This window comes from Clostridium felsineum DSM 794 (assembly GCF_002006355.2).
Lineage (GTDB): Bacteria > Bacillota > Clostridia > Clostridiales > Clostridiaceae > Clostridium_S > Clostridium_S felsineum.
This window is the reverse complement of record NZ_CP096980.1, coordinates 4487249-4510857: the sequence shown is the minus strand read 5'-3', so window position 1 is coordinate 4510857 and position 23609 is coordinate 4487249. Positions and strand designations below refer to the sequence as shown.

The window sequence follows — 23609 nt, the reverse complement described above, 5'->3', positions numbered from 1 at the left end:
TGCGTACATAGATTGAAAGGATATAGAAGAAAGTAATTTGGTATGAAAACTATATATGTATTTAAGCAAATTATGATTTTATTTTTAGTTATGGGGATCGGGTATTATGCGGCAAGAGCAAAGATAATTAATGAAGAAAGTACGAGTCATATATCAAATTTTATAGTTACAATTACACTTCCATTAATGATATTAACATCCTTTAACGTTAAATATTCTGTAAACACAATTGTTATTATAAGTCAGCTTCTTATATTTTCAATTATAGCTTTTTTTATTTCAATGATAATAGGAAAAGTTATCTCCTTTAAATTTAATTGTGATAGAAAAGATATATTGATGTTTATGAGCATTTTTTCAAATTGTGGTTTTATAGGCTTTCCAGTGCTTAAGGTTATATATGGGGATAAAGGTGTACTTTACACATCAATATTTAACTTGGTATATAACGTGTTTATTTGGACATTTGGAATAGTGATCATGAATGGAAGGAAAGAAAAAATAAACTATAAAAAAATATTACTTAATCATAATATATTGGCGGTTATACTTGGAATGGTGCTTATGCTTTCGTCCATAAAAATACCCTATGTTATAAATTCAGCCTTTAATTTAGTGGGATCAATGACAGCACCTTTATCAATGATTGTAATAGGTTCTATATTAACGACAGTAGAATTTAATGATATTTTTAAGGATTGGTCTTTATATTATATATCAGCTTTAAGATTGGTTTTAATACCAATGATAATTTATTTTGCACTTAAACCATTTTTGATTAATAAGATTGTTATAGGGGTAATTATTATTTGTGAAGCTATGCCAGGAGGAACACTTTGCCCCATACTTGCTAAGAACTATAATAGAAATTTTAAATATGCTTCAAAAATAGTTCTAGTAACAACAATTGTGTCAATGATAACTATACCCATTATTACTTTATTTTTAGGAATATAGAATTTTGTTTGGAGATGAGTTAAATGAGTAAAATCAGTGAAGAAATAGAAAACTTAACAATAGAGCTGGTAAAAGTACCAAGTGTAAATGGGACAGAAGGCGAAGGACATATAGGAAATAAGATGTTAAGTTACCTAAAGGAGATTGACTATTTTAAAGAGCACGAAGGATATGCATTTAGAGTTCCACTTAAAAATGACAAGCTTTCAAGGGGGAATATATTTGCTTTATTAAGAGGAGAAGCAGGACAATCTAACAAGACAATAATTTTGCATGGACATATGGATACTGTAGCAGTAGAGGATTATGGGGCTTTAAAGGAATATGCTTTTGATCCTAAAATTCTTAAGGAAAAGCTTAAAGAAATTGATTTAGATGAAGATGTGAGAAGGGATCTTGAAAGCGGAGATTGGATGTTTGGCAGAGGAGCATCAGACATGAAAAGTGGTGATGCAGTACATCTTGTTGTTTTAAAAGAATTATCTAAAAGGGTAAAAGAGATTTCTGGAAATATTTTATTTATGTCAACACCAGTAGAGGAAAATGAGCATAATGGGATAATTGAATCTCTTGATGTTTTAGAGGAATTAAAAAGAAAATATAATCTTGAATACACGCTAGCAATAAACAATGATTATATATGTCCAATGTACAAGGGAGATAACACAAGATATTTATATACAGGCACAGTTGGAAAACTTCTTCCTGCATTTTATTTTGTCGGAAAAGAAACACATGTAGGACAATGCTTTGAGGGAATTAATGCAGATGCTATTGCCTCAGAGGTAATAAGAGAAATTGATTTAAATATAGAACTTTGTGATGAATACAAGGGTGAATATACGCTTCCACCTTCAGTTTTAAAGTTTAAAGATTTGAAAGAAAGCTATAACGTTCAAACACCGTTTTCTTCTTATGCTTATTTTAATTATACAGTTCATGGGGAATCACCCAAAGAAGCTGCTGAAAAGCTTAAAAAGGCTGCAGAAAGAGCTTTTGAAAGAGTAATTAAAAGAAATGATGATAGATATAAAAAATATTGTGAAATGACAAATCAAAAGTATGAATCGCTAAATTTTGAAGCAAAGGTTATAACTTATACACAACTGTACACAATGGCTAAAGCTAGATTTCATGGGGATTTAGATAAAGAGCTTGAAAGTTATGAACAAAAGCTTGTGGATAACCATGTGGATATAAGAGAAATATCGCTTAAGGTTGTGGATAAAGTTTTTAATATATATGGAGAAAAGAAACCTTGTATAGTAATGTTTTTTGCACCACCATATTGTCCGCACAATACTTTAAATGATGATAACGAAAAGGAAAATGAAATCATAGATAAAATAAAAGAAAGTGCAGAGGAAATAAAAAAGCAGGGAATAAATGAAGAGTTTAAGGTTATGCAATTCTTTCCTAGCTTATCAGATAGCAGTTATCTAAGAATAGATGATGATGATGAAGGAATAGAAAGCCTTACCTCTAATTTTCCAGGTTGGGATAAGGTTTATAAGGTTCCAGTTAATAAAATAAAAAAGCTTAATATACCAGCAGTAAACTACGGGTGTTATGGTAAGGACGCTCATAAATGGACGGAAAGAGTGTATAAACCATACTCTTTTGAAGTTTTGCCGAAATTAATAATTACTACAATAGAAAAATTTTTATAGATAAAAAAGGGAACCATGTAATTTGGTTTCCTCTATATATACATAGATAGGAGAGAATAAAAATGAGCAGTTTATATGAAAGAAGTCTTAAGGTTATTCCACCTGTGGCAGGGAGAGCTACAAAGCTTGGAGTAATAAAAGGAGCAGGAGCTTATCTTTATACTGAAGATGGCAGAAAAGTTTTAGATTTTGCTAGCGGTGTTGCGGTATGTAATTTAGGTCATAATAATCCGGTAGTTGTAGAAGCAGCAAAGGATCAGATAGACAAACTTATACATGGTGGACACAATGTTGTTTATTATGAAAGCTATGTTAAACTTGCAGAAAAAATAGTTTCGTGTACGGGAAATAAAACAATGGTGTATTTCAGCAATAGTGGTGCAGAGGCTAACGAAGGAGCTATAAAATTAGCTAAATACGTAACCAAAAGACAAGCTGTAATATCTTTTAAAGGTTCTTTTCATGGGAGAACTCTAGCAACTACGTCTATAACAGGTTCAAGCTCTAAATACAGGGAAAATTATGAGGGACTTCTTCCAAGCGTATATTTTGCAGAGTATCCTTATTGTTTTAGATGTCCATATAAACAAAATAAAGAAAACTGCATGATGGAGTGCACAGCTCAATTTGACGATATGTTTAAAAAGCTTATTACACCTGAAAGTGTTGCAGCAATTATAGTTGAGCCAGTTCAAGGAGAAGGTGGCTATATTGTTCCACCTAAAAAGTTTTTAAAGGAGCTTAGAAATATTTGTGATAAACATGGAATATGTCTCATTTTTGACGAAGTTCAATGTGGCTTTGGAAGAACGGGAAAACTTTTTGCACATGAAAATTTTGGTGTAGAGCCAGATATTTTTACTTGTGCAAAAGCTATAGCATCAGGCTTTCCCTTAAGTGCGGTTATAGGTAAAAAAGAGATTATGGAAAAATGGCCGGCAGGTGCACATGGTGGAACCTTTGGTGGAAATCCTGTAGCCTGTGCTGCGTCACTTGCCACTATAAAAGAACTTGAAAACGGCGTTTTAGATAATGCAAAAAATATGGGTAATTATCTAAAAGAGGAACTTTTAAAGCTTAAAAAGAAGTATAAATGCATTGGTGATGTTAGAGGAATTGGACTTATGGTGGGAATGGAATTTTGTAAAGAAAATAATGAGCCGGATTCAGATATGTTAACCTTCGTAAGAAAATATGCAGAGGATAATAATCTAATACTTTTAGGCTGTGGAACAGAGCACAATGTGCTTAGATTTATAGCACCACTTACAGTAGTAAAGGAAGAGTTAGATACGGCCATAGATATTGTTGAAAAAGGAATTATAGAGTATTTGAATAGATAAATAATTAGGGAGAACCTTTGGAGTTTCTCCCTATAATTTTAGCAAATAATAATTGAATTCTTCTGTAGAATTAGTTAATTTGAAATTGCAGTTTTTAAGAACTCTGTTAGAGCCAGTATTTGTTTTTAAAACCTTACAAGCAGTTATGCCTTTTAGGTTTGGATTTTTTAAGGCCCAATTTGATAATAAGGATAGAGCTTCTGTCATAATACCTTGCTTTCTATAAGTACAAGCTATATTATAGCCCACTTCTACATAGCCACTATCATTAGGTGTACCCTTAAAACCAATAAAACCTATTCCCATTTTAGTTATGTTATCAATGATTAACCAATATGTATACCAATTATGTACAGCTGTAGATACTTTAAGCATTTTATTTATTTTTTTTGATATTGCAGCTTTGGTAAAGTCAAATATTGCATCCTTGTTAATTGTATTTTCAAGAAGATTGATATTGTCTTTTTCAATGTTTTGTAATTCAGGCAAAGACAATGGTGTTAAAGTAATTCTATTTGATGCTAATAATATTTTATTCATATTTATGCTTAGTAAGAGTTAAAAATTGGTCTAAACTCCCACTAAAAATCACCTCCTTACGTACTTTAATTATACAGTATGTACATTTTAAATTCTTCATTTTTCCTCCACAATTCTAATCTATAATTAAGATATAGTAGAAAATATTAAAGGAGAGTGAGCTATATGCCATGTCGAGAAGCTTTATTTAATGGAGGTTATGGATATCATAATGTAGGAGGAATGATTTTTATGATGGGATTTGGCATGATAATATTTTTAGCCATAGTATTTATTATTTTTAAATTGTCAAAGCAAAACAATAATGCTTTTTTCTATAACGATGATAATTCAGCATTAAATATATTACGTGAAAGATTTGCAAAGGGCGAAATTAATGAAGAAGAGTATAATAAGATGAAAGCTGCACTTAAAAAATAATATATAAATGCGATGCTACTCATAATAAAAAAGTAGCATCGCAATTTTTATATATAATTAAAGGAATATAGGGAGTGGTCACAACGAATAAAGAATTTAAAATTTTAGTGGTTGATGATGAAGAAAAAATTTTAAGTGTAATCAAAGCTTACTTAGAAAAAGAAGGTTTTGAAGTTTTAACAGCTAAGGATGGAGAAGAAGCTATAAATATATTTGAAAAAGAACATATTCATTTAATTATATTAGATTTAATGCTACCTAAAATTTCTGGTGAAAAGGTATGTGCTAAAATTAGATCAGTGTCATCAGTGCCAATTATTATGCTTACAGCTAAAATAGAAGAGGACAATAAAATAGAAGGACTTTCTATGGGAGCTGATGATTATGTAACTAAACCCTTCAGCAATAGAGAATTGGTAAGTAGGGTTAAGGCACTTATTAGAAGAACATATAGGGATAATACACCGCTTGCAGAGTTATTAATTATAAATAATGGTGATTTAGAAATAGATGTGGAAAAATTTATTGTAAAAAAGAGAGGGGAAAATGTTAATTTAACCTCAAATGAATTTAAAATTTTAATTGTGCTTCTAAGTAAGCCTGGCAAAGTTTTTTCAAGAGAAGAATTAGTTAATAAAGCTTTTGGAATTGATTATGATGGTTTTGATAGAACTATTGATACTCATATTAAAAATATAAGACGCAAAATAGAAGATGATCATAGAAATCCTAAGTATATTGTATCAGTATATGGACTAGGATATAAATTTAGAACTTACTGAGAAGGGAGGGATTTTATGAAGATATCTTTAATGAGAAAGTTATCACTAGCGTTTTTACTTACGGCAATTGTAGCTATTATTGCAGCAGGCTTAATTTCAAATTACATGATTGACAAAAAATTTAATAGCTATTTAATAAGTCAACAGAAGTCTAAGGAAGATAAAATTGCTGCTATGATAAATAGTTTGTATAAAGAAAAAGGTGGATTTATAAGTATAGATGAAGAGGAAATAGTAAGATACGCTTCAGCTGAAAAGTTATATATTCAGATTAAAGATAATAGTGGTAAAGTTCTACTTACAGCTAATAATCTACCAACAACTAAAAGTGCCATGATGCATTCTATGATGGGTGGAATGATGAAGAGATATTCAGAAAATAATGGAGAATATACTGAGGACAAATATTTACTTAAAAAAAATAATAAAAAGCTTGGGATAATAACTTTTGGATATTATAATTCATCTTATTTTAATAGTTCAGCACAAAGCTTTATAATGACACTTAATCATTCATTTATGATATCTTTTCTTGTGGCATTAGCATTCTCATTGATAATAAGTATATTTTTTTCAAAGCAAATATCAGCCCCATTAATAAAAATAACACAAACATCTAATAAGATGAGAGCTGGTGAACTTGAGTGTAGAGCACAGGTTAACTCTAAAACAAAGGAAATAAGCGATTTAGCTACTTCTATAAATTATTTAGCAGATACACTTCAAAAACAAGAACTTTTAAGGAAACGTATGACTTCAGATATTGCACATGAACTCAGAACCCCTTTGACAAATTTAAAATCTCATATAGAAGCACTGCTGGATAAGGTTTGGGAACCAACAGATGAAGTGTTAGAAGGTTTTCATGAAGAAATAGAAAGGTTAATAAAATTAGTTAATGGACTTAATAACATGGCTAAATTAGAACAGGCAAAGGTTATTTTAAATAAATCAAAATTCAACATATCCCAAGAGTTAGAAAAGATAATAAATTCTTTTGAACCTCTATATAAAAATGTAGGTTTAAATATATATTCTAGAATAGCTCCTAATATAGAAATATCATTGGATAAAGATAAGTTTAATCAAGTGATGTACAATTTGCTTTCAAACGCACTTAAATATTCTAAAGAAAATGGAGAGGTTTTAGTAACGCTTAAATCTTTAGAAGCTAACATCATTATAGAGGTTAAGGATAACGGTATTGGTATTTCTAAAAAGGATTTGCCGTTTATTTTTGAAAGATTTTATAGAACAGATGAATCGCGAGATAAAAACACTGGTGGATCAGGTATTGGATTAACAATTGTAAAAAATATTGTGGAAGCTCATAAGGGAACTATTACAGTGAGCAGTTCTCTAGGAGAAGGAAGTACTTTTGTAATTACCTTTAAAAAATTAATACAATAATGCACATAAGGATTAAGTTGCAGTTACTTAACCTTATTTTTTATTGACAAAAACAGAAAGCGAGTATATAGTGTATATATACAATATATACACTATATATACACTATAAGAGGAGTAATAATGAAAATAATCATTTTAAATTCATCACAGGAACCAATATATGAACAGATAACAAAGCAGATAAAAAATTATATTCTCAACGGACAATTAAAGGAGGGAGATATATTACCTTCGATAAGAAATCTAGCTAAAGAAATTGGTATTAGTGTTATTACTACTAAAAGAGCTTATGAAGAACTTGAAAAGGAAGGGTTTACTGAAACTGTTCAAGGAAAGGGAACGTATGTAGCAGCACAGAATAAAGAGCTTTTGACAGAAAAAAAGATAAAGCTTATTGAGGAAAAAATGAGTGAGATTATTGAAGAAAGTAAGTTTATAAATCTATCACTTGAAGATTTAAAAGAAATGCTTGAAGTATTATATGGAAATAGTAAATAAAGTAGGTGTGTAATATGGAAAATATTTTGGAAGTTAAAAATGTTACTAAAAATTATAAGGGCTTTTCATTAAATAATATGAATTTTACTCTTGAAAAAGGATATATAATGGGGTTTATTGGTTCAAATGGAGCAGGAAAAAGTACGACAATAAAGCTCATAATGAACCTTGTTAAAAAAAATTCAGGAGAAATAAAAGTTTTTGGATTTGATAATGTAAAAAACGAGAAGGAAATTAAAGAAAAAATAGGATTTGTATACGATGAGACCTATGCTTATGAAGATCTGAACTTAATTCAAATGAAAAATATAATAGCTCGTTTTTATAAAAAGTGGAGCAATGATACTTTTAATAATTATATTACTAGTTTTAGTTTGCCAAGAGATAAAAAAATAAAAGAATTATCAAAGGGAATGAAAATAAAATACTCTCTTGCCATAGCATTATCCCATGAGGCAGAATTAATAATAATGGACGAACCAACTTCTGGATTAGATCCTGTATTTAGAAATGAACTATTAGATATTATGCAGGATATAATCCAAGATGAGAATAAGTCTATACTATTTTCAACACATATAACTACTGATTTAGAGAAAATAGCAGATTATATAACATTTATAAATGACGGAAAAATAATTTTTTCAGAGGATAAAGACAGTATAATGGAAAAATATAAAATAGCAAAAGGAGATAAAGAAGTACTTAATAAAAGTAATAGAAATAATTTTATAGGAATAAGAGAGAATGAATTTGGATTTCAAGCCCTAACAGATGATGAAGAGAGTATTAAAAGAACTTTTGGGGAAAAAGTCATTTTTGAAAAGGCTAATCTAGAGGATATTATGGTTTATACTGTGAAAGGGTTTAAAAATGTTTAGTTTGGTATTAAAAGATATACTTATTCATAACAAAGGATGGATAAGCATAGCACAATCTATAGTGATTAATTTTTTTATTGTTGTAATTCTTCAGTTTTTCGGGAATTCAAGTGTTTATATAATTTTTCCATTCTTTATTTCAACTTCATATAGTTTATCAAGTTGTGGATTAGGTGAAAAATACGATGTAGATATAATGATTAATAGCTTGCCTGTGAATAGAAAAACAGTAGTATTAAGTAAATATATTTCATCATTTATATTTTTTTTAATAGGTGTGATTTTTGTTATTATATTTGCAAGTATAGTTAAAATTTTGCCATCTGGAAATATTACTAGTTTTATTAATATACAAGACATAATAATATCGTTTATGTTTAGCATATTATATATTTTTATGTATTTACCAATATATTTCAAAATTGGGTATATCAAATCTCAGCGTATTAATTCTATTCTCTACTTTATAATATTTGTTGTTTTAATTATTGCAGTTATGTTAATTAGTAGATATAAATCAAGCTTTAAAATATCATTTTTTATTCCTTGGGAACTGTGTACTATTTTTCTCTTAATAATTTCCATAGCTATTTCTTTAAAGATTTATATTAATAGAGAATTTTAAAATACCTTTTGTTTAGGAGGAGAAAATGCAAAATATTATAAATTATATAATGAATAAAAAAATATCATTTATATTTCTAATTTTAGCTATTTTTTCAGCTATTTCTATATACAAAAAATTCAAAGACGAATATAAAAAGTAGGAGGATTTAACATGCTGGGCTTTATTTTTAAAGACATAACTATTGGAAAAAGAAATTTAATTCCTATATTATTGGCTTGTTTAACTGGTAATTTATTTTTTATAAAAACTCCAATCTTTATTTATATTGTCGTTCCTACAATTCTTATGTACGATTATATTAGTAATTTGTCTTATTACGATTATAGATATAATTCTGAAATTATGTTTAATAGCTTGCCTGTAAATAGAAAAGAGGTTGTTTTATCAAAATATTTAAGTTCAGCCTTATTTTTTTTATTAGGCATAGTAGTAACGGCAATATTTACAATGATATTTAGAAGTTTTAATGTAGCTGGAAAAGGTGTAGGAGCATTTGTTAGCATAAATAAATGGATGAATTTGAGTCAATTCAATAATATTATTAGTTTTGAAGCATCTATTTTTATATGTTTGTTAAGCACAATATTTTTTGTAGCAATTTATTTTCCTATTTATTTTAAATTTGATTTTTTAAAAGTAAGAATCATTTTTACTATTGTAAGCATAATTTTTTCAATAATTCCTGTATTGATTTTTAAATTTATAGGAACCAGTACTACTCATAGAATTGTAAATTATATAAATAATGGTTCTAAATTGATTATTGGTGTTTTTGTGTTTTTAGTTAGTATTTTTATCATATATATATCAATAAATATATCAATAAAGTTTTACAGGAATAAGGATTTAAAAATTTAGCATAGAATTATATTTTAGAAGACTTACAGATTTGTAAGCCTTTTTTAAGTATAATAAATTTTATAATGTAGCTTAAGTATATAAAATTGTATGTATAGTATGAAAATATTCTTAAAGTATAGTTTTATATGAATGGAGGATACCAAAAATTGAATAGATTAACCAAATTTTCGCTGAAGAATGCATTTGTAGTATTTCTTATAATAATTTTAATTACGGTTGGAGGGTTGTATTCCGCAAAAGGTATAAATATGGAATCCATGCCTAATATAAATATACCAGTTGTAACGGCTATAACTGTTTATCCAGGGGCATCACCAGAGCAGGTGGCAAGTGATATATCAAGGCCAATACAAAAATCAATTTCTGGCATACAGGGTATAGATAATGTAAAAACCACGTCAAATGAAAATGTATCTATTGTAATAGCTCAATTCAGTTATTCTACAGATATGGATAAGGCACAAAAAAATATCGAAGATGCAATTAATAAGGTCAAACTTCCTCAAACAGCTAATAAAACAACTGTTTCAAGAATAAGTATGGGAAGCGCTCCAGTAATGACATACTCTATAGATAGTAGTAAAAATATAGATGAGTTAACTAAAATTATTAATGACAAAGTTCAACCAAAGCTTGGTGGAATTTCGGGAGTTTCAAGTGTAGATGTACAAGGAACCTCTAATGACGATATATATGTAAAGGTGGATAATAATAAACTAAAGGATAATGGACTTACACTATCTGATGTAAAAACTGCGATTCAAGGCAATAATATATCAATACCAGCAGGAAGTGTAAACGTAGGGGATAGTACTCTTCCTATAAAAATGACTAAAAAACTTTATACTACTGCAGATATAGAGGCTATGCCTATAGCTGTTCTTCCTAACCAAACTAAGGTTATAGGAAATGCATTTCAACAGGTTCAAGGTGGAATGAATCAGCTAGGTCAAGCAGTAGGACAATTAGGGCAAAGCGTAGGACAAATTGGTCAGGCAGTTGGACAAATGGGTCAAGGTATGGGTCAAATGGGACAAATGCTTGGAGGAAATACACAAGCCATTGCAATTTTAAGTCAAATGCAAAAAGCTCAAGCTCAGATAATATCAGAGGAGGCTACTTTAAGCAATCAAGCTTCTTCACCACAAGACAAAGCTAAAGCTCAAGCTACAATAGCAGCAGCACAAGGTATGTTAAAGCAGGCTCAAGATCAGCTTGATAAAGTAATGTCAGCTCAAATAGAAAGCAGCAAGGCATTAGCCAATACATCCGGAAAAACTTCTACTTCAAATGCGTCAGTAAGTAAACCAAGTAATTCTTCTGGTGCAGGTAGTTCTTCAAGTGTTTCAACTGATGCACAAATTAAAGTTATATACTTAAAGGATGTAGCAACAGTAACAAGAGGAAATTCAGATAAGGCTTATTTTGTAAGATCAAATACCAAAAATAGTATTGTACTTAATGTGTATAAAACAGATGACGGAAACACTGTAAATGTTGCAAAAAATATAGCTAGTGCAGTTAGTGAATTACAAAAGTATAATAGTGATTTAAAATTCAATTTAATAAACGATTCTTCAAAATATGTTAAGAGCTCTGTAAATGGAATGGTTAGAGAAGGTGTTTTAGGAGCACTTTTTGCCATAATAGTTATAGCTTTGTTTTTAAGAAATATAAAGGCTACTATAATAGCAGTAGTTTCTATACCGCTTTCAATACTTATAACACTTATACTTATTCCTAGGTTTGGAATAACCTTGAATATAATGTCACTTTCAGGAATGGCAGTAGCCGTTGGGCGTATAGTTGATGATTCTATTGTTGTAATTGAAAATATTCACAGGAGAATTTTAAAGGATGATGTGCCGAAGGGAGAGGTAATTCAGGTAGCTGCTGACGAAGTTTCTTCTGCAATTACCTCATCTACAGTAACTACAGTAGCAGTATTTTTACCTTTGGCAATGATAAGTGGAATAGTTGGAAAGGTGTTTGTACCTTTTGCAGTAACAGTCGTAGTATGTATTTTAGCATCACTTTTAGTTGCAGTAACAGTTGTTCCAGTAATGAGTAGACTTATGATATTAAATGAAAAGCCAAAGCCTGAAAAAGGAGAAGGTGCAGTAATAGGATTTTATAAGAAGGTGCTTAATTATGCACTTAGCCATAGAGTTGCGGTTTTATTAGCTTCAATAGCATTATTCGTAGTATCACTCTTTTTAATTAAGGGTGTTGGAATACAATTTTTACCTTCTAGTTCTTCAAATGTATTAAATGCAAAAATAACTACAGCACCAGGAACATCAGCTCAGAAGACTAGCGAAGAAGCTTTGAAATTTGAAAAGTATCTTGCAGATAGAAGCGATGTAAAAACAGTAGTTAGTTCTGTTGGAGATAATAGTTCTAGTTCATCTTCAGCAATGTCCCTTCAAGGAAGTAATTCAGGAGCTGTAACAATTGTTCTAAAAGATGGAAGTAACAATGACAAGGCAGCAGATGAAATTATAAAAAAGGCATCGGAAATGTCAAATAAGAATACCAAAATAACAGTTTCAGTCCAAAGCTTTATAGAGGGTATTAAGGATAATGTTGAAATAGTAGTTAATGGAAATAATATAAAGGATATAACAGCAGCAGCAAATAAGGCTACAGAAGAACTAAAAGGAGTAAAGGAACTTAGTAATGTTACAAATACATTATCAAGTAAAAAGCCAGAAATATCAGTAGAAATAGATAGTGCTAAAGCTGCAAATCAAGGACTTTCACCAATAATGGCGGCAGGTATGGTTCAAGGTATTATGAACTATAACAATGTCACTACTGTACAATCTGGAAAAAATGATATAAATGTATATTTAGGCTATGATACTAAAGACATTAATTCATTAGATAAAGTAAAGGCAATTCAACTTCAAGGAGCATCAGGAAGCTTTAATTTAAGTGATATAGCAAATGTTAGTATAGCTGATGGTCCTGTGAGCATAAATGAACTTGATGGAAATCAATATGCATCTATTACAGCGGACATAAAAACAAAGGATACACAAGCAGCATCTGATAATGCTATGAAAAAAATAAAATCAATTAAAGGAATACCAAACGGAGTTACTTTTACTCAAAATGGAAGTGCTAAAAGTATAAGTGATAGTTTCACGCAAATGGCAATGGCAATGGTTGTAGCTGTATTTATGGTTTATATAGTTATGGTACTTGCATTCGGAGAGCCTAAAGCACCATTTGCAATATTATTCTCACTGCCATTTGCTGCAATAGGAGCAGTATTAGCACTATTTGTAACAAGACAGCCTTTAGGGATTCCTGGGCTTATAGGAATGTTAATGCTTATAGGAATAGTTGTAACCAATGCTATAGTGCTTTTAGATAGGGTTCAGAGTAATAGAAAAAAAGGTATGCTTGTACATGAAGCTTTAATTGAAGCTGGTTCTATAAGAATGAGACCTATATTTATGACAGCAATAGCAACAGTAATGGCACTTATTCCACTAGCCGCAGGTTTTTCAGAAGGATCAGTAATTTCTCAAGGCTTAGGTATAGTTGTTATAGGAGGTCTTGTAATATCAACAATACTTACACTTATAATAGTTCCTGTAATGTACAGTATTCTTGAAAGAGATTAAGCATATATAATTTATTGAAAAGTAGAGGATTTATATAATATCCTCTATTTTTTTTATAGTAATATATCTTAAAATTTTGATTGAGTATATAATATAAATTAAATAGATATAATGAAAAAGTTTAGATGGTCAATTAAAGTTGGAGGAAGCTATGTATAAAATTTTGGTTATAGAGGATGATAAAAAACTCTGTGAATATACTAGAGAATATCTTAAAAGATATAACTATGAGGTTTTTGAAATAATTAATTTTAAAAATGTAGAAGATGAATTTGAAAATATAAATCCAGATATTGTGTTACTTGATGTGAATTTGCCATATTATGATGGTTTTAATTTATGTAGAATTTTTAGAAGAAAATCAAAGGCACCAATAATATTTATGTCAGCTAGAAGCAGCGAAATTGAACAGATAAGAGGACTTGAAATGGGTGCAGATGATTATATAACAAAACCTTTTAGCTTTGAACTACTATTAGCAAAAGTGCAGGCAGCTATTAGAAGAACCTATGGAGAGTATTCTGAAGACAGTGCTGATGCGTTTACAGTTGAAGGTATAACTATAGATAAAAATACTTTTAAAATGAGCTATAAGGATAAAAATGTTGAACTTACTAAAAATGAACTTAAGCTTATAAGTAAGCTCTTAAAAAGCATAAATAAAGTTGTAACAAGAGAAGAATTATTAGAAGAATTATGGGATGAATCCTCCTTTGTAGATGACAATACTCTAACTGTAAATGTAACAAGAATAAAAAATAAATTAAGTGAGGTTGGAGTTAAAAATGCAGTTAAAAACAAAAGAGGAATAGGATATTATTTAGAATTTCAAGATTAAAGGGGTTTGTTATGTATAGAGAAATTTTTAAGAATTTTTTAAAGGAAAAACTTTTTTATAGTATAAGTTTTTTTTTGAGTTCAGGAATAATACTTTTATATTTTTATGTTTCTAAGAATATAACAGATATAGTTTACCCTATAATGATGATGTTCTCAATATATGTCATATTTATAGTAGTTGAGTGGTTTAAATACTATAGATTTAACGTGAACTTAAAAAGAGGAATAGAAAGAGAGTACTATAATCTTGAGGCCGTAACTGAAGAACAGAAAATGGCACAAGAAGCTATATTAAAAATACATAAAAATTACTCGTCAAAAATAAGTGATATGGATTACAAAAATTCTGATATGAAGTATTTTATTTCCCAATGGGTTCATAACATGAAAACTCCAGTTTCAGTAATAAATTTAATAGTACAGAGAGAAAAAGAAAATATCAAAGAGGATATTATAAAGAGTATTGAAGAAGAAAATTATAAAATAAAAAATGGAATGGATCAAGTGCTCAACATACTTAGATTAGACGAGTTTTCAAGGGATTATGAACCTGAAGTAGTTAATTTAACAGAACTTATAAAGGAAGTAATCAATTCAAGGAAAAATCAATTCATATATGGAAAGGTATTTCCTAAAATTGAGTTTAAGGGAGAAAAAGCATTAGTTCTTACGGATAAAAAATGGAGCTTTTTTATAATAGATCAAATAGTATCAAATGCAATAAAATATTCTAAGAAAAATGAAAAGAGTTATGTATATTTTGATATATTAAATAATAATAACAAAATATATTTAAATATAAGAGATGAGGGCATAGGAATACCTAAGTATGATCTTAAAAGAATATTTGAACCGTTTTTTACAGGCGAAAATGGAAGAAAAGTTGATAACTCTACAGGTATAGGACTATACATATGCAAAAAAGTAGCAGATAATTTAGGGCATGAAATAGCTGTAGAGTCTCAAGTAGGAAAAGGAACTTTGGTTAAAATTACATATACAATGAGAGAATAAATAATTTTTTAAATAAAGATTATTTATGTGAAAATTGTCTTATAAATATAGTTGTATTTTCCACATTAACATAGATGAGACGTTTCATTTACTTGACTAACAATAGCTTCAACTATGCATCTCCAGGTTCCTTTAGGCATATCATGTCCCATTCCGTCAATTAAAAGTAATTTAGCATTAGGTATTGTGCGTGCTGTATCTTTTCCTGCTTCAACAGGAAACAATGTATCTGCAGTTCCGTGAATTACGAGAGTTGGGATTGTTAATAATGAAAGGTTCTTTCTTCTATCTCCATTAGCAACCAATGCTGCATTTTGGCGTACAGCTCCTTGTGGATAATAAGAACGATCATAGCTTTCTTCACAATATCGTCTTGCACGTTCTTCTTCAAAAGGAAACCCCTTACTCCAAATATTTTTCCACATGCGTAAAGTATAATCAATATATGCATTTCTTTCATTTGGAGGTGTTGCTGTAACAATCGCTAAAGTTTCTGGTGATATTCGAGGATTATTTGGATTGCCTGTAGATGACATAATAGAAATTAAACTACATATACGTGAAGGATGTCTATAGGCAAAAACTTGAGCAATCGTGCCTCCCATAGAAGCGCCACAGATGTGAGCCTTTGCTATTCCCAGCGCATCTAGCAAACCAGCTACATCATCAGCCATATCTTCCAATGTATATGCTGTATTAATTGGCTTTCCCTCTTTTGCTGCCTGATATATTTTTTCCATATCAGGAATGCCAGCTGCATTGAATTTTGTAGACAATCCTGCATCGCGGTTATCAAAGCGTATAACTTGTAAATTATTCTTTGCAAGCATTTCACAAAAATCTGGTTCCCAAAAATTTAGCTGAGCACCATTCCCGGCAATAAGTACTATTGTGGGATTTGTCTTCTTTCCGAAAATTTCATATTCAATTTGTATGCCATTTGCATTTACATGTGCCATAACATATCCTCCTTTAATATACCGTATTAATCATGAAACCATCAGTAACTGAATGATTCAATTTATCTGAAAAAAGTAGCTTTAGGACTTTTATTATTATAATTTTATCACAATAATATACTCGTATGTTTTTTGAAGAATATAACATAAGAGTATATTTGAAATTTATTGTTTATACCTTATATTACAAAAGTGTAAGAGAACTTTAAGACAATAACCTTTTTTCTCTTAAATAACTTCTGTATAATTTTATATATAAAGTTAATATTATTTTTATGTGAGGAGTGTGAAAACTTTGTATCTTCTTCAAGCAGAAAATGTAACCAAGGTTTACGGGGGAAGGTTTGAGGTTAATTCAAATAATGCTCTAAATGGTATAAGTTTAGATATTGAAGAGGGTGAGTTTACTGCTATAATGGGACCTTCAGGCAGTGGAAAAACAACTCTTTTAAATATATTGAGTGGAATAGATGAAGCTACCCGTGGAAAAATTAAAATAATGGAAAAGGATATAACAAAATTTACAAGGGATGAAATGGCTATTTTCAGGAGAGAAAATCTTGGCATAATATCTCAGGATTTTAATTTGTTAGATGATTTAACTTTAGAGGAAAATGCTATACTCCCTCTTTTTATAAAGGATGACAAGAGCCAAAATATAGAAGATAGAGTTCGGGAACTGTTTAAATTTTTTAATATATGGGATGAGAGAAATAAGTATCCTTATAATGTTTCTGGAGGTCAGCAGCAGAGAACAGCGGCCTGTAGAGCTCTTATTACAAACCCTAAAATAGTAATGGCAGATGAGCCAACGGGAAATTTAGACTCAAAAGCAGCCACTAAATTTATGAAGTATATGCAGATGATAAATGAAAATAAAAACACCACTATAGTTATGGTTACTCACGATTCATATGCCGCAAGCTTCTGCAAAAAAGTTATTTTTATAAAGGATGGTAGAATTTATACTGAAATTTATAGAAAAGAGAGTAAAAGAGATTTTTTTAATAGAATATTAGACTGCCTTGCTGTAATTGGTGGTGAAATAAATGAAGTATAAAAAAATTTTAGAGAAGAACTTAAGAATTAATTTTTTTAGTTATGTAGGTTTTGTTTTATCGTCAAGTTTTGCTGTAATGATAACCTTTATATACTCCACGGTAACTTTAAATACTCATATACCTCAAAACAATGAAGGTAGTTTTATAAATCATGTAGTAAAGCTTTCAATTTTATGTATAATTGTGAGTGTATGCTTATTTATTGTGTATTCCTATAGCAATTATATAAAGTGGAGAACTGAGGAGTTTAAAACATTTATCTTAATAGGAGTAACTAAATCAGAATTAAGGCTTTTAGTTAAAATAGAAAGTTTTGTTTTATTTACTACAGCTTTAATAGTGGGAACGTTTTTTGGAATTATTTTTTCTAAGCTGTTTTTTCTTTCAATACTTAAATTATGTGGACTTAAAAATATTCCATTTGAAATAACTTATAGAAATTATCTTAGTGTAATACTACTTTTCTTATGGATGCTTGTAACCATGGTTGAAAAAAGCTATAGGCTTTCAAAAGTTTTTGATGCAAAGGATATATTGAAATACAGAAATAAACCTATATTTATAAAAAATGAAAATAACAAAATAAAAGTATTTGCATTTATAATGGTAGCTTGTATAGTCTATAAATATATGTGCAAAAGCTTTATTAAAAGCACAGAATTTTATGTGACTAATGTTTTTGTAAGTATGATTATAGCTTATGCGGCTTCGAGTCCAATTGCTTTTATTGTACGTGAAATGATTAAGAAAAATAAAAAGAATAGATATCTTCAAATAAAAAGTGTTAGAACTATATTGGATATGGATAAAAAAATTACATTTTTATTGGCGTTTTTTAGTTTTATGATTATATCTTATGTGCGTATTAATTATGTTTATAGTATAAAGTATAAAAGAATGCTTGATGTTTTTAAAATAGATTTTACAACTTTTATTTATGTATTTACCTTGATTTTATGTTTTATTATTTTTTCTATTATTATTTTTTATAAAACTTCTTCAAATGTTCGGGCAATAAAGAGGCTGTATCATAAACTATTTATAATAGGAATAACCCAAGGTGAGTTCCAAAAGTTCATTAAGTTTAAGCTTTTAATAACTTTTTTTAAACCTTTTGTATTGAGTTTATTTATGAGCATTATATATATTGTGATTTCAAATTTAGAATTTGTTTTTTCATTCAAAACAGTGCTTATTTATTTAGTATATTTTATATTTCTTATGCTAGGTTATTTTATAGCAAACAAAAAATATGAGGAAGAAATTTTTAAATAGAAAACAAGCTGTAATAATAAACAGCTTGTTTTCTATTTAAAGTGAATTTATGAAGTGTCTTAATTTTTCCATACCCCTTTTTAATTCATTCATAGATGCAGCGTAGGAAATTCTTATATAGCCTTCACCTAAAGGAGAAAAAGCACTCCCAGGTACTACTGCCAGATGTTCTTTTTCTAGAAGTTTAATTGAAAAATCTAAAGAAGATACATTGAATTTTTTTATAGATGGAAAAATATAAAAGGCACCTTCTGGTTTTACTACTGTAAGCCCCATAGAAATTAACTCTTCGTATATAAAATCTCGCCTTTTTATGTATTCTTTTTTCATATATTCTGAATCATTAAAGCCGTTTGTAAGTGCTTCTAAGGCAGCATATTGGCTTATGGAGCAAGAGCAAGTAGTGCCATATTGATGAAGTTTAAATATTTGAGAAGTAAGATATTCAGGAGCAAATATAAAGCCTATTCTCCAACCTGTCATAGAATGCGACTTTGACACTCCATTTAATAAAATAACTTTATCTCTCATGTCCTTGAAGTTTGCAATAGAATAATGAGTATTATTAAAGGTAAGTTCACTGTAAATTTCATCAGATATTATAAATATATCTTTGTCCTTTAACAATTTGGCTATTTCAGCAAGAGCATTTTTATCCATTATACTTCCGGTAGGATTACAAGGGTAACATAAGATTAAGCATTTAGTTTTTTCAGTTAAATGTCTTTTTATTATTTCAGCATTTAAAACAAAGTTATTAGATGAGGTATCCATGTATACTGGTTTGGCACCGCAGAAAGTTATTACAGGCTCGTACCCAACGTAAATTGGAGCAGGAAGAAGAACTTCATCATTTTTTTCGAGTATAGTTCTAAGAGATATGTCAATTGCTTCAGTTGCACCGTTTGTAACTATAATTTCTTTATCAGCATTGTAGCTAAGATTATATTTTTTATTTATAAAATTACTAGCAGCTTCTCTAAGGTTAAAAATACCTGAATTACTAGTGTAAGAGGTATGATTATTATCAATAGCCTTTTTTGCATATAACTTTATATGTTCAGGCGTAGTAAAATCAGGTTGTCCAACTGTTAAATTAACTGCATCACAGTATTTTAATGCGGCATCTGATAATTCACGAATAGGTGATAATTCTATTTTTTTTACTAATGGATTAATAGTACAACTCATTTGTATAACTCTCCTTAAATTTATTTAAATGTGCTGTTATATATAAAAAATTAAATGAATAAGAAATGGATTTTATTGTATACAAATTCGTATACAATAATTTTACATTTATATATTAATGAAGTCAAGAAAAATGTCTAAATATAATCATGAAAAAATAATATATTAATAGATATGTGCGTATATTTTTATTAAAATATCAATAAAATGTATACATATTTATACATAATGAATTTGCATTAAATATTAGATATTTAAATTAAACGTTAATTGATAAATGCTTAACAATGTTGCTGAAATAGAAATAAAATATAATAATTTTATTCAATAAAAATACATTTATGTATTAAAAAGTATTGTAAAATAAATAATTATGGACAAAATAATAAAAAATATAAAATAAATTAGAAAAATGTATTGTAAAACTAAAGAAAAAATGATAACATATCATCAAAATTATCAATATATTATTATTAAAATAATAAAAAATGTGTGCTAATAATAAAGAATGATTAATAAATAAGAATAGAGAAATGTTGATTAATGAACGCATAAATATTAATCACAATTGTATACAAATACAAATACAGTATTATTGGGAGTGTTGATTATGGAAAAAAAATTTGTTTCAAATTCTACTGGAGTTTTAAAAAAAGTATTACTTTGTAAACCGGATTATATTGAAATTGAACCAATAGATGAAATATCAAAAGCATGGTATGAAAAAGAGTATGAGATAAATACAGAAGAATGTATAAAAGAACATGAAGAATTAGCAAGTGCATATAGGGAAAATGGAATAGAGGTTGTTCTAATGGAGGGAAATCCTAAATTAAAAAATCAGGTATTTTCAAGGGATTTTGGAGCAACTATAAAAGAGGGATATATATTAGGCAATTTTAAGGAAAGTATAAGAAAAGAAGAAACACTTGAGTATGAAGCTAAACTTAAAGAACTTGGAATCCCCTGTGCAGCTAAGTGTAAAAAGGGAGTGTTTGAAGGAGGAGATTTCTGGTTTTTAGATGATAAAACAATAGCAATAGGAGCTGTTGATAGGACTAATAAAGAAGGTATTTGTGATATTAAGAACCAAATAGGAAAGTTTGGCTACGAGGTTATAGAGGCAAAAGCTAGAAGAGGAAATTTACATTTAGATATGTGTTTTAATATTGTGGCTGAAAGGCTAGCAGTAGCATGTACAGAAGTTCTATCAGATGAGTTTTTAGGAATATTAAAAGATAAAAAGTTTGAGTTGATAGATGTGCCTAAAGAAGGAATAGCTAAACATCATTGTAATATCGAAGCTTTGGGAAATAACAGAGTACTATCTTTTTACAACAATAAAGAAGTAAATGAAAGGCTTAAAGCATATGGTTTAAAAGTTCTAAATATACACCTAAAAGAACTTTTAAAGGGTGGTGGAGGAATACACTGCATGACATTTCCTATAGTAAGGGTTTAATAAAAAATTCAAGTAAAGGAATGGTGATATATGGATTTAGGTACACTTAATAAAGTAATACCAGTACTGCTACAGGGTACAATAGTAACAATACAGCTTACGTTTATGGCAATAATATTTGGATGTTTAATAGCACTTTTAGTAGCAATACTTAAGGTTTCATCAAACAAAATTTTAAATGCTATAGGAGGCTTTTACACTTGGATATTTAGGGGAACACCGCTCTTATTACAATTATATGTTTTTTATTATGGACTCCCTGCACTTAATATTGATATAACAGCAACTCAAGCTGCGATACTTGGACTTAGTTTGAATTCGGGAGCTTATATAGCTGAAATAATAAGAGGAGGAATAATTGCAATTGATAAAGGGCAATTCGAAGCAGCAAAGGCACTTGGCTTCACATATGGTCAAACAATGAGAAAAATTATACTGCCTCAAGCTGTAAGGGTAATAATACCGCCTATGGGAAATGAATTTATAGCCCTCATAAAGGATACATCATTGGTTTCAGTAATAACAATGGAAGAACTTTTAAGAAAAGCACAACTTTTGGTTTCAGCTTCTGGTGATGCAGTTACACCATATGTTATGACAGGGGTATTTTATCTTATACTTACAACAGTATTTACATTTTTATTCTCACGAGTTGAGAGAAAATTATCAATATATTAGGAGGCGATTCCAATGTCAATGATAGAAGCTAGTGGCTTAACAAAGGTGTTTGGAAAGCTTACAGTATTTGAAGATTTAAGTATAAAAGTAGAAAAGGGAGAAGTACTAGTTATAATAGGGCCATCAGGTTCAGGTAAGAGTACTTTTCTAAGATGCATAAATCATCTTGAGGTTCCAGATGGAGGAAGTGTTGTAATAGAGGGGGAAAAACTAAATACAAAAAATAAGAAAACCTACAAAGGTATAATTGAAAAAATGGGCATGGTTTTTCAAGGCTTTAATCTTTTTCCACATATGACAGTGCTTCAGAATGTTATGGAGGCACCAATAACAGTGAAAAAAGAAAATAAAAAGGAAGTAAAAAAGAGAGCTGAAAAGCTTATAGATAAAGTAGGACTTATAGATAAATGTGATGTTTATCCATCAAAGCTTTCGGGAGGACAAAAGCAAAGAGTAGCGATAGCTAGAGCACTTTGCATGCAGCCAGATATAATGCTTTTTGATGAGCCAACTTCAGCCCTAGATCCAGAGCTTGTAGGAGAGGTTTTAAGTGTAATGAAGGAACTTGCAAAGGACGGAATGACAATGTTGGTTGTAACACATGAGATGGGTTTTGCAAGAGAAGTGGCAGATAGGGTTATATTTATGGATGGAGGAAAGATTGTAGAAGAGGGAAAACCTGAGGATATATTTAGTAATCCTAAGGAGGAGAGGACTCAGACATTTTTAAACAAAATTCTTTAAATTTTAAATTTATTATGATAGCATAGAGATTATAAGTATTATTGCATAAAAATACGATTTTAAAGCAGAGGGGAATAGTATGAGTAAGTTACCAGAGATAGGAACAAAAATTTCGCTAACAGATAAAGCTTATGAGATAATTAAAGATGCTATTATGACAAACGTTTTTAAACCAGGAGAAATATTAATAGAAGAAAAGCTAGCAGAACAACTTGCCATAAGTAGGACACCACTTAGAACCGCCCTAAGGAAATTAGCATATGACCATTTGGTTGAAATAAATTCATCTAGGAATGTAATTGTATCAAACATAGGACAAAAGGATGTAGAAGAAATAACCGTAGTTAGAGAAGTACTAGAGCCATTAGCTGTGAAGGAATTAGAAAATAATATGAAGCAAGATGAAATTAAAAAGCTAGAAGATATACTTTACACCCAAAAGAAAGCGGCTAAGGAAAATAATTATGAAGATCTTATAAAAATGGAGTATGAATTTCATGTATGTATAGGAGAATTTACAAAAAATAAGTGGCTTTACGGTATGATAAAGGATATAAATACAATTGTCCAAAGATATTTGATTTTATCTGGAAGCTTGAATAAATATAAAGAAATTGCCATTGAGGAACATGAAATTATAATTTCTCAATTGAAGGAAAAACAGTATGAGAAAGCAGAAGCTAGTATGAAGCTTCATATATCAAATGTATCAAGTAGAATGCTTAGATAATTCAGAATAAAATATCTTGTAAAGGGAAAG

General features: G+C 29.3%; 22 protein-coding genes. 19 read left to right on the top strand and 3 right to left on the bottom strand.

Annotated features, from left to right (window positions below; translation table 11 throughout):
* The first annotated feature begins 42 nt into the window (after positions 1–42).
* The 3 genes from CLFE_RS20910 to CLFE_RS20900 all read left to right on the top strand — a co-directional run bounded on the left by CLFE_RS20910 (position 43) and on the right by CLFE_RS20900 (position 3970).
* On the top strand, positions 43–957 hold the full coding sequence (locus CLFE_RS20910; protein WP_176091567.1) for an AEC family transporter: 915 nt from the start codon (positions 43–45) through the stop codon (positions 955–957).
* Positions 958–980: 23 nt separating this feature from the next.
* Positions 981–2627 carry a M20/M25/M40 family metallo-hydrolase gene (locus CLFE_RS20905; RefSeq protein ID WP_077893629.1) on the top strand — a complete coding sequence of 549 codons (1647 nt, stop codon included), beginning with the start codon at positions 981–983 and terminating at the stop codon, positions 2625–2627.
* 62 nt (positions 2628–2689) lie between these two features.
* On the top strand, positions 2690–3970 hold the full coding sequence (locus tag CLFE_RS20900; protein ID WP_207651383.1) for an aspartate aminotransferase family protein: 1281 nt from the start codon (positions 2690–2692) through the stop codon (positions 3968–3970).
* Positions 3971–4000: 30 nt separating this feature from the next.
* Here the strand turns inward: CLFE_RS20900 and CLFE_RS20895 are convergent, their stop codons facing one another.
* A complete protein-coding gene (locus CLFE_RS20895; RefSeq protein WP_077893627.1) occupies positions 4001–4510 on the bottom strand; it encodes a GNAT family N-acetyltransferase in 510 nt (169 codons plus the stop codon).
* A gap of 165 nt (positions 4511–4675) precedes the next feature.
* Between CLFE_RS20895 and CLFE_RS20890 the strand changes: the two genes are divergently transcribed.
* The 10 genes from CLFE_RS20890 to CLFE_RS20845 all read left to right on the top strand — a co-directional run bounded on the left by CLFE_RS20890 (position 4676) and on the right by CLFE_RS20845 (position 15479).
* A complete protein-coding gene (locus tag CLFE_RS20890) occupies positions 4676–4930 on the top strand; it encodes an SHOCT domain-containing protein (RefSeq protein WP_077893626.1) in 255 nt (84 codons plus the stop codon).
* A 74-nt stretch (positions 4931–5004) separates the two neighbouring features.
* Entirely contained in the window at positions 5005–5712 is a 708-nt protein-coding gene (locus CLFE_RS20885) for a response regulator transcription factor (protein WP_077893625.1), read from the top strand.
* 15 nt (positions 5713–5727) lie between these two features.
* Positions 5728–7122 (top strand): sensor histidine kinase, encoded by a 1395-nt coding sequence (locus CLFE_RS20880; protein ID WP_077893624.1) that lies wholly within the window; start codon positions 5728–5730, stop codon positions 7120–7122.
* Between the two features lie 120 nt (positions 7123–7242).
* Positions 7243–7620, top strand: a complete 378-nt coding sequence (locus CLFE_RS20875; RefSeq protein ID WP_077853104.1) for a GntR family transcriptional regulator — start codon at positions 7243–7245, stop codon at positions 7618–7620.
* 14 nt (positions 7621–7634) lie between these two features.
* Positions 7635–8501, top strand: a complete 867-nt coding sequence (locus tag CLFE_RS20870; protein ID WP_077893623.1) for an ABC transporter ATP-binding protein — start codon at positions 7635–7637, stop codon at positions 8499–8501.
* Positions 8494–9126 (top strand): ABC-2 transporter permease, encoded by a 633-nt coding sequence (locus tag CLFE_RS24500; protein ID WP_077893622.1) that lies wholly within the window; start codon positions 8494–8496, stop codon positions 9124–9126. The genes CLFE_RS20870 and CLFE_RS24500 overlap by 8 nt, the downstream gene beginning before the upstream one ends.
* Before the next feature lie 153 nt (positions 9127–9279).
* A complete protein-coding gene (locus tag CLFE_RS20860; RefSeq protein WP_077893621.1) occupies positions 9280–9987 on the top strand; it encodes an ABC-2 transporter permease in 708 nt (235 codons plus the stop codon).
* A 149-nt stretch (positions 9988–10136) separates the two neighbouring features.
* Positions 10137–13625, top strand: a complete 3489-nt coding sequence (locus CLFE_RS20855; RefSeq protein ID WP_077893620.1) for an efflux RND transporter permease subunit — start codon at positions 10137–10139, stop codon at positions 13623–13625.
* 151 nt (positions 13626–13776) lie between these two features.
* Entirely contained in the window at positions 13777–14463 is a 687-nt protein-coding gene (locus CLFE_RS20850) for a response regulator transcription factor (protein ID WP_077833485.1), read from the top strand.
* Between the two features lie 11 nt (positions 14464–14474).
* Complete coding sequence (locus CLFE_RS20845) at positions 14475–15479, top strand: sensor histidine kinase (RefSeq protein WP_077893619.1); 1005 nt, start codon at positions 14475–14477, stop codon at positions 15477–15479.
* 65 nt (positions 15480–15544) lie between these two features.
* On the opposite strand, the gene CLFE_RS20840 is transcribed toward CLFE_RS20845, so the two are convergent.
* Positions 15545–16438 carry an alpha/beta fold hydrolase gene (locus tag CLFE_RS20840; RefSeq protein WP_077893618.1) on the bottom strand — a complete coding sequence of 298 codons (894 nt, stop codon included), beginning with the start codon at positions 16436–16438 and terminating at the stop codon, positions 15545–15547.
* A 295-nt stretch (positions 16439–16733) separates the two neighbouring features.
* On the opposite strand from CLFE_RS20840, the gene CLFE_RS20835 reads away from it, so the two are divergent.
* Both CLFE_RS20835 and CLFE_RS20830 read left to right on the top strand, forming a co-directional pair.
* Positions 16734–17498 (top strand): ABC transporter ATP-binding protein, encoded by a 765-nt coding sequence (locus tag CLFE_RS20835; protein ID WP_077833481.1) that lies wholly within the window; start codon positions 16734–16736, stop codon positions 17496–17498.
* Positions 17488–18774: an FtsX-like permease family protein gene (locus CLFE_RS20830; protein WP_077893617.1), complete on the top strand. Its 1287-nt coding sequence runs from the start codon at positions 17488–17490 to the stop codon at positions 18772–18774. Before CLFE_RS20835 ends, CLFE_RS20830 begins: the two co-directional genes overlap by 11 nt.
* A 36-nt stretch (positions 18775–18810) precedes the next feature.
* Here the strand turns inward: CLFE_RS20830 and CLFE_RS20825 are convergent, their stop codons facing one another.
* Positions 18811–19965 carry an aminotransferase A gene (locus CLFE_RS20825; RefSeq protein WP_077833479.1) on the bottom strand — a complete coding sequence of 385 codons (1155 nt, stop codon included), beginning with the start codon at positions 19963–19965 and terminating at the stop codon, positions 18811–18813.
* 610 nt (positions 19966–20575) lie between these two features.
* Between CLFE_RS20825 and CLFE_RS20820 the strand changes: the two genes are divergently transcribed.
* The 4 genes from CLFE_RS20820 to CLFE_RS20805 all read left to right on the top strand — a co-directional run bounded on the left by CLFE_RS20820 (position 20576) and on the right by CLFE_RS20805 (position 23579).
* Positions 20576–21427 carry a dimethylarginine dimethylaminohydrolase family protein gene (locus tag CLFE_RS20820; RefSeq protein ID WP_077893616.1) on the top strand — a complete coding sequence of 284 codons (852 nt, stop codon included), beginning with the start codon at positions 20576–20578 and terminating at the stop codon, positions 21425–21427.
* A 30-nt stretch (positions 21428–21457) separates the two neighbouring features.
* Positions 21458–22105, top strand: coding sequence for an amino acid ABC transporter permease (locus CLFE_RS20815; protein WP_077852594.1), 648 nt, complete (start codon positions 21458–21460; stop codon positions 22103–22105).
* Between the two features lie 12 nt (positions 22106–22117).
* Positions 22118–22849 carry an amino acid ABC transporter ATP-binding protein gene (locus CLFE_RS20810; protein WP_077893615.1) on the top strand — a complete coding sequence of 244 codons (732 nt, stop codon included), beginning with the start codon at positions 22118–22120 and terminating at the stop codon, positions 22847–22849.
* A gap of 79 nt (positions 22850–22928) precedes the next feature.
* Positions 22929–23579, top strand: coding sequence for a GntR family transcriptional regulator (locus CLFE_RS20805; protein WP_077852596.1), 651 nt, complete (start codon positions 22929–22931; stop codon positions 23577–23579).
* Positions 23580–23609: the final 30 nt, after the last annotated feature.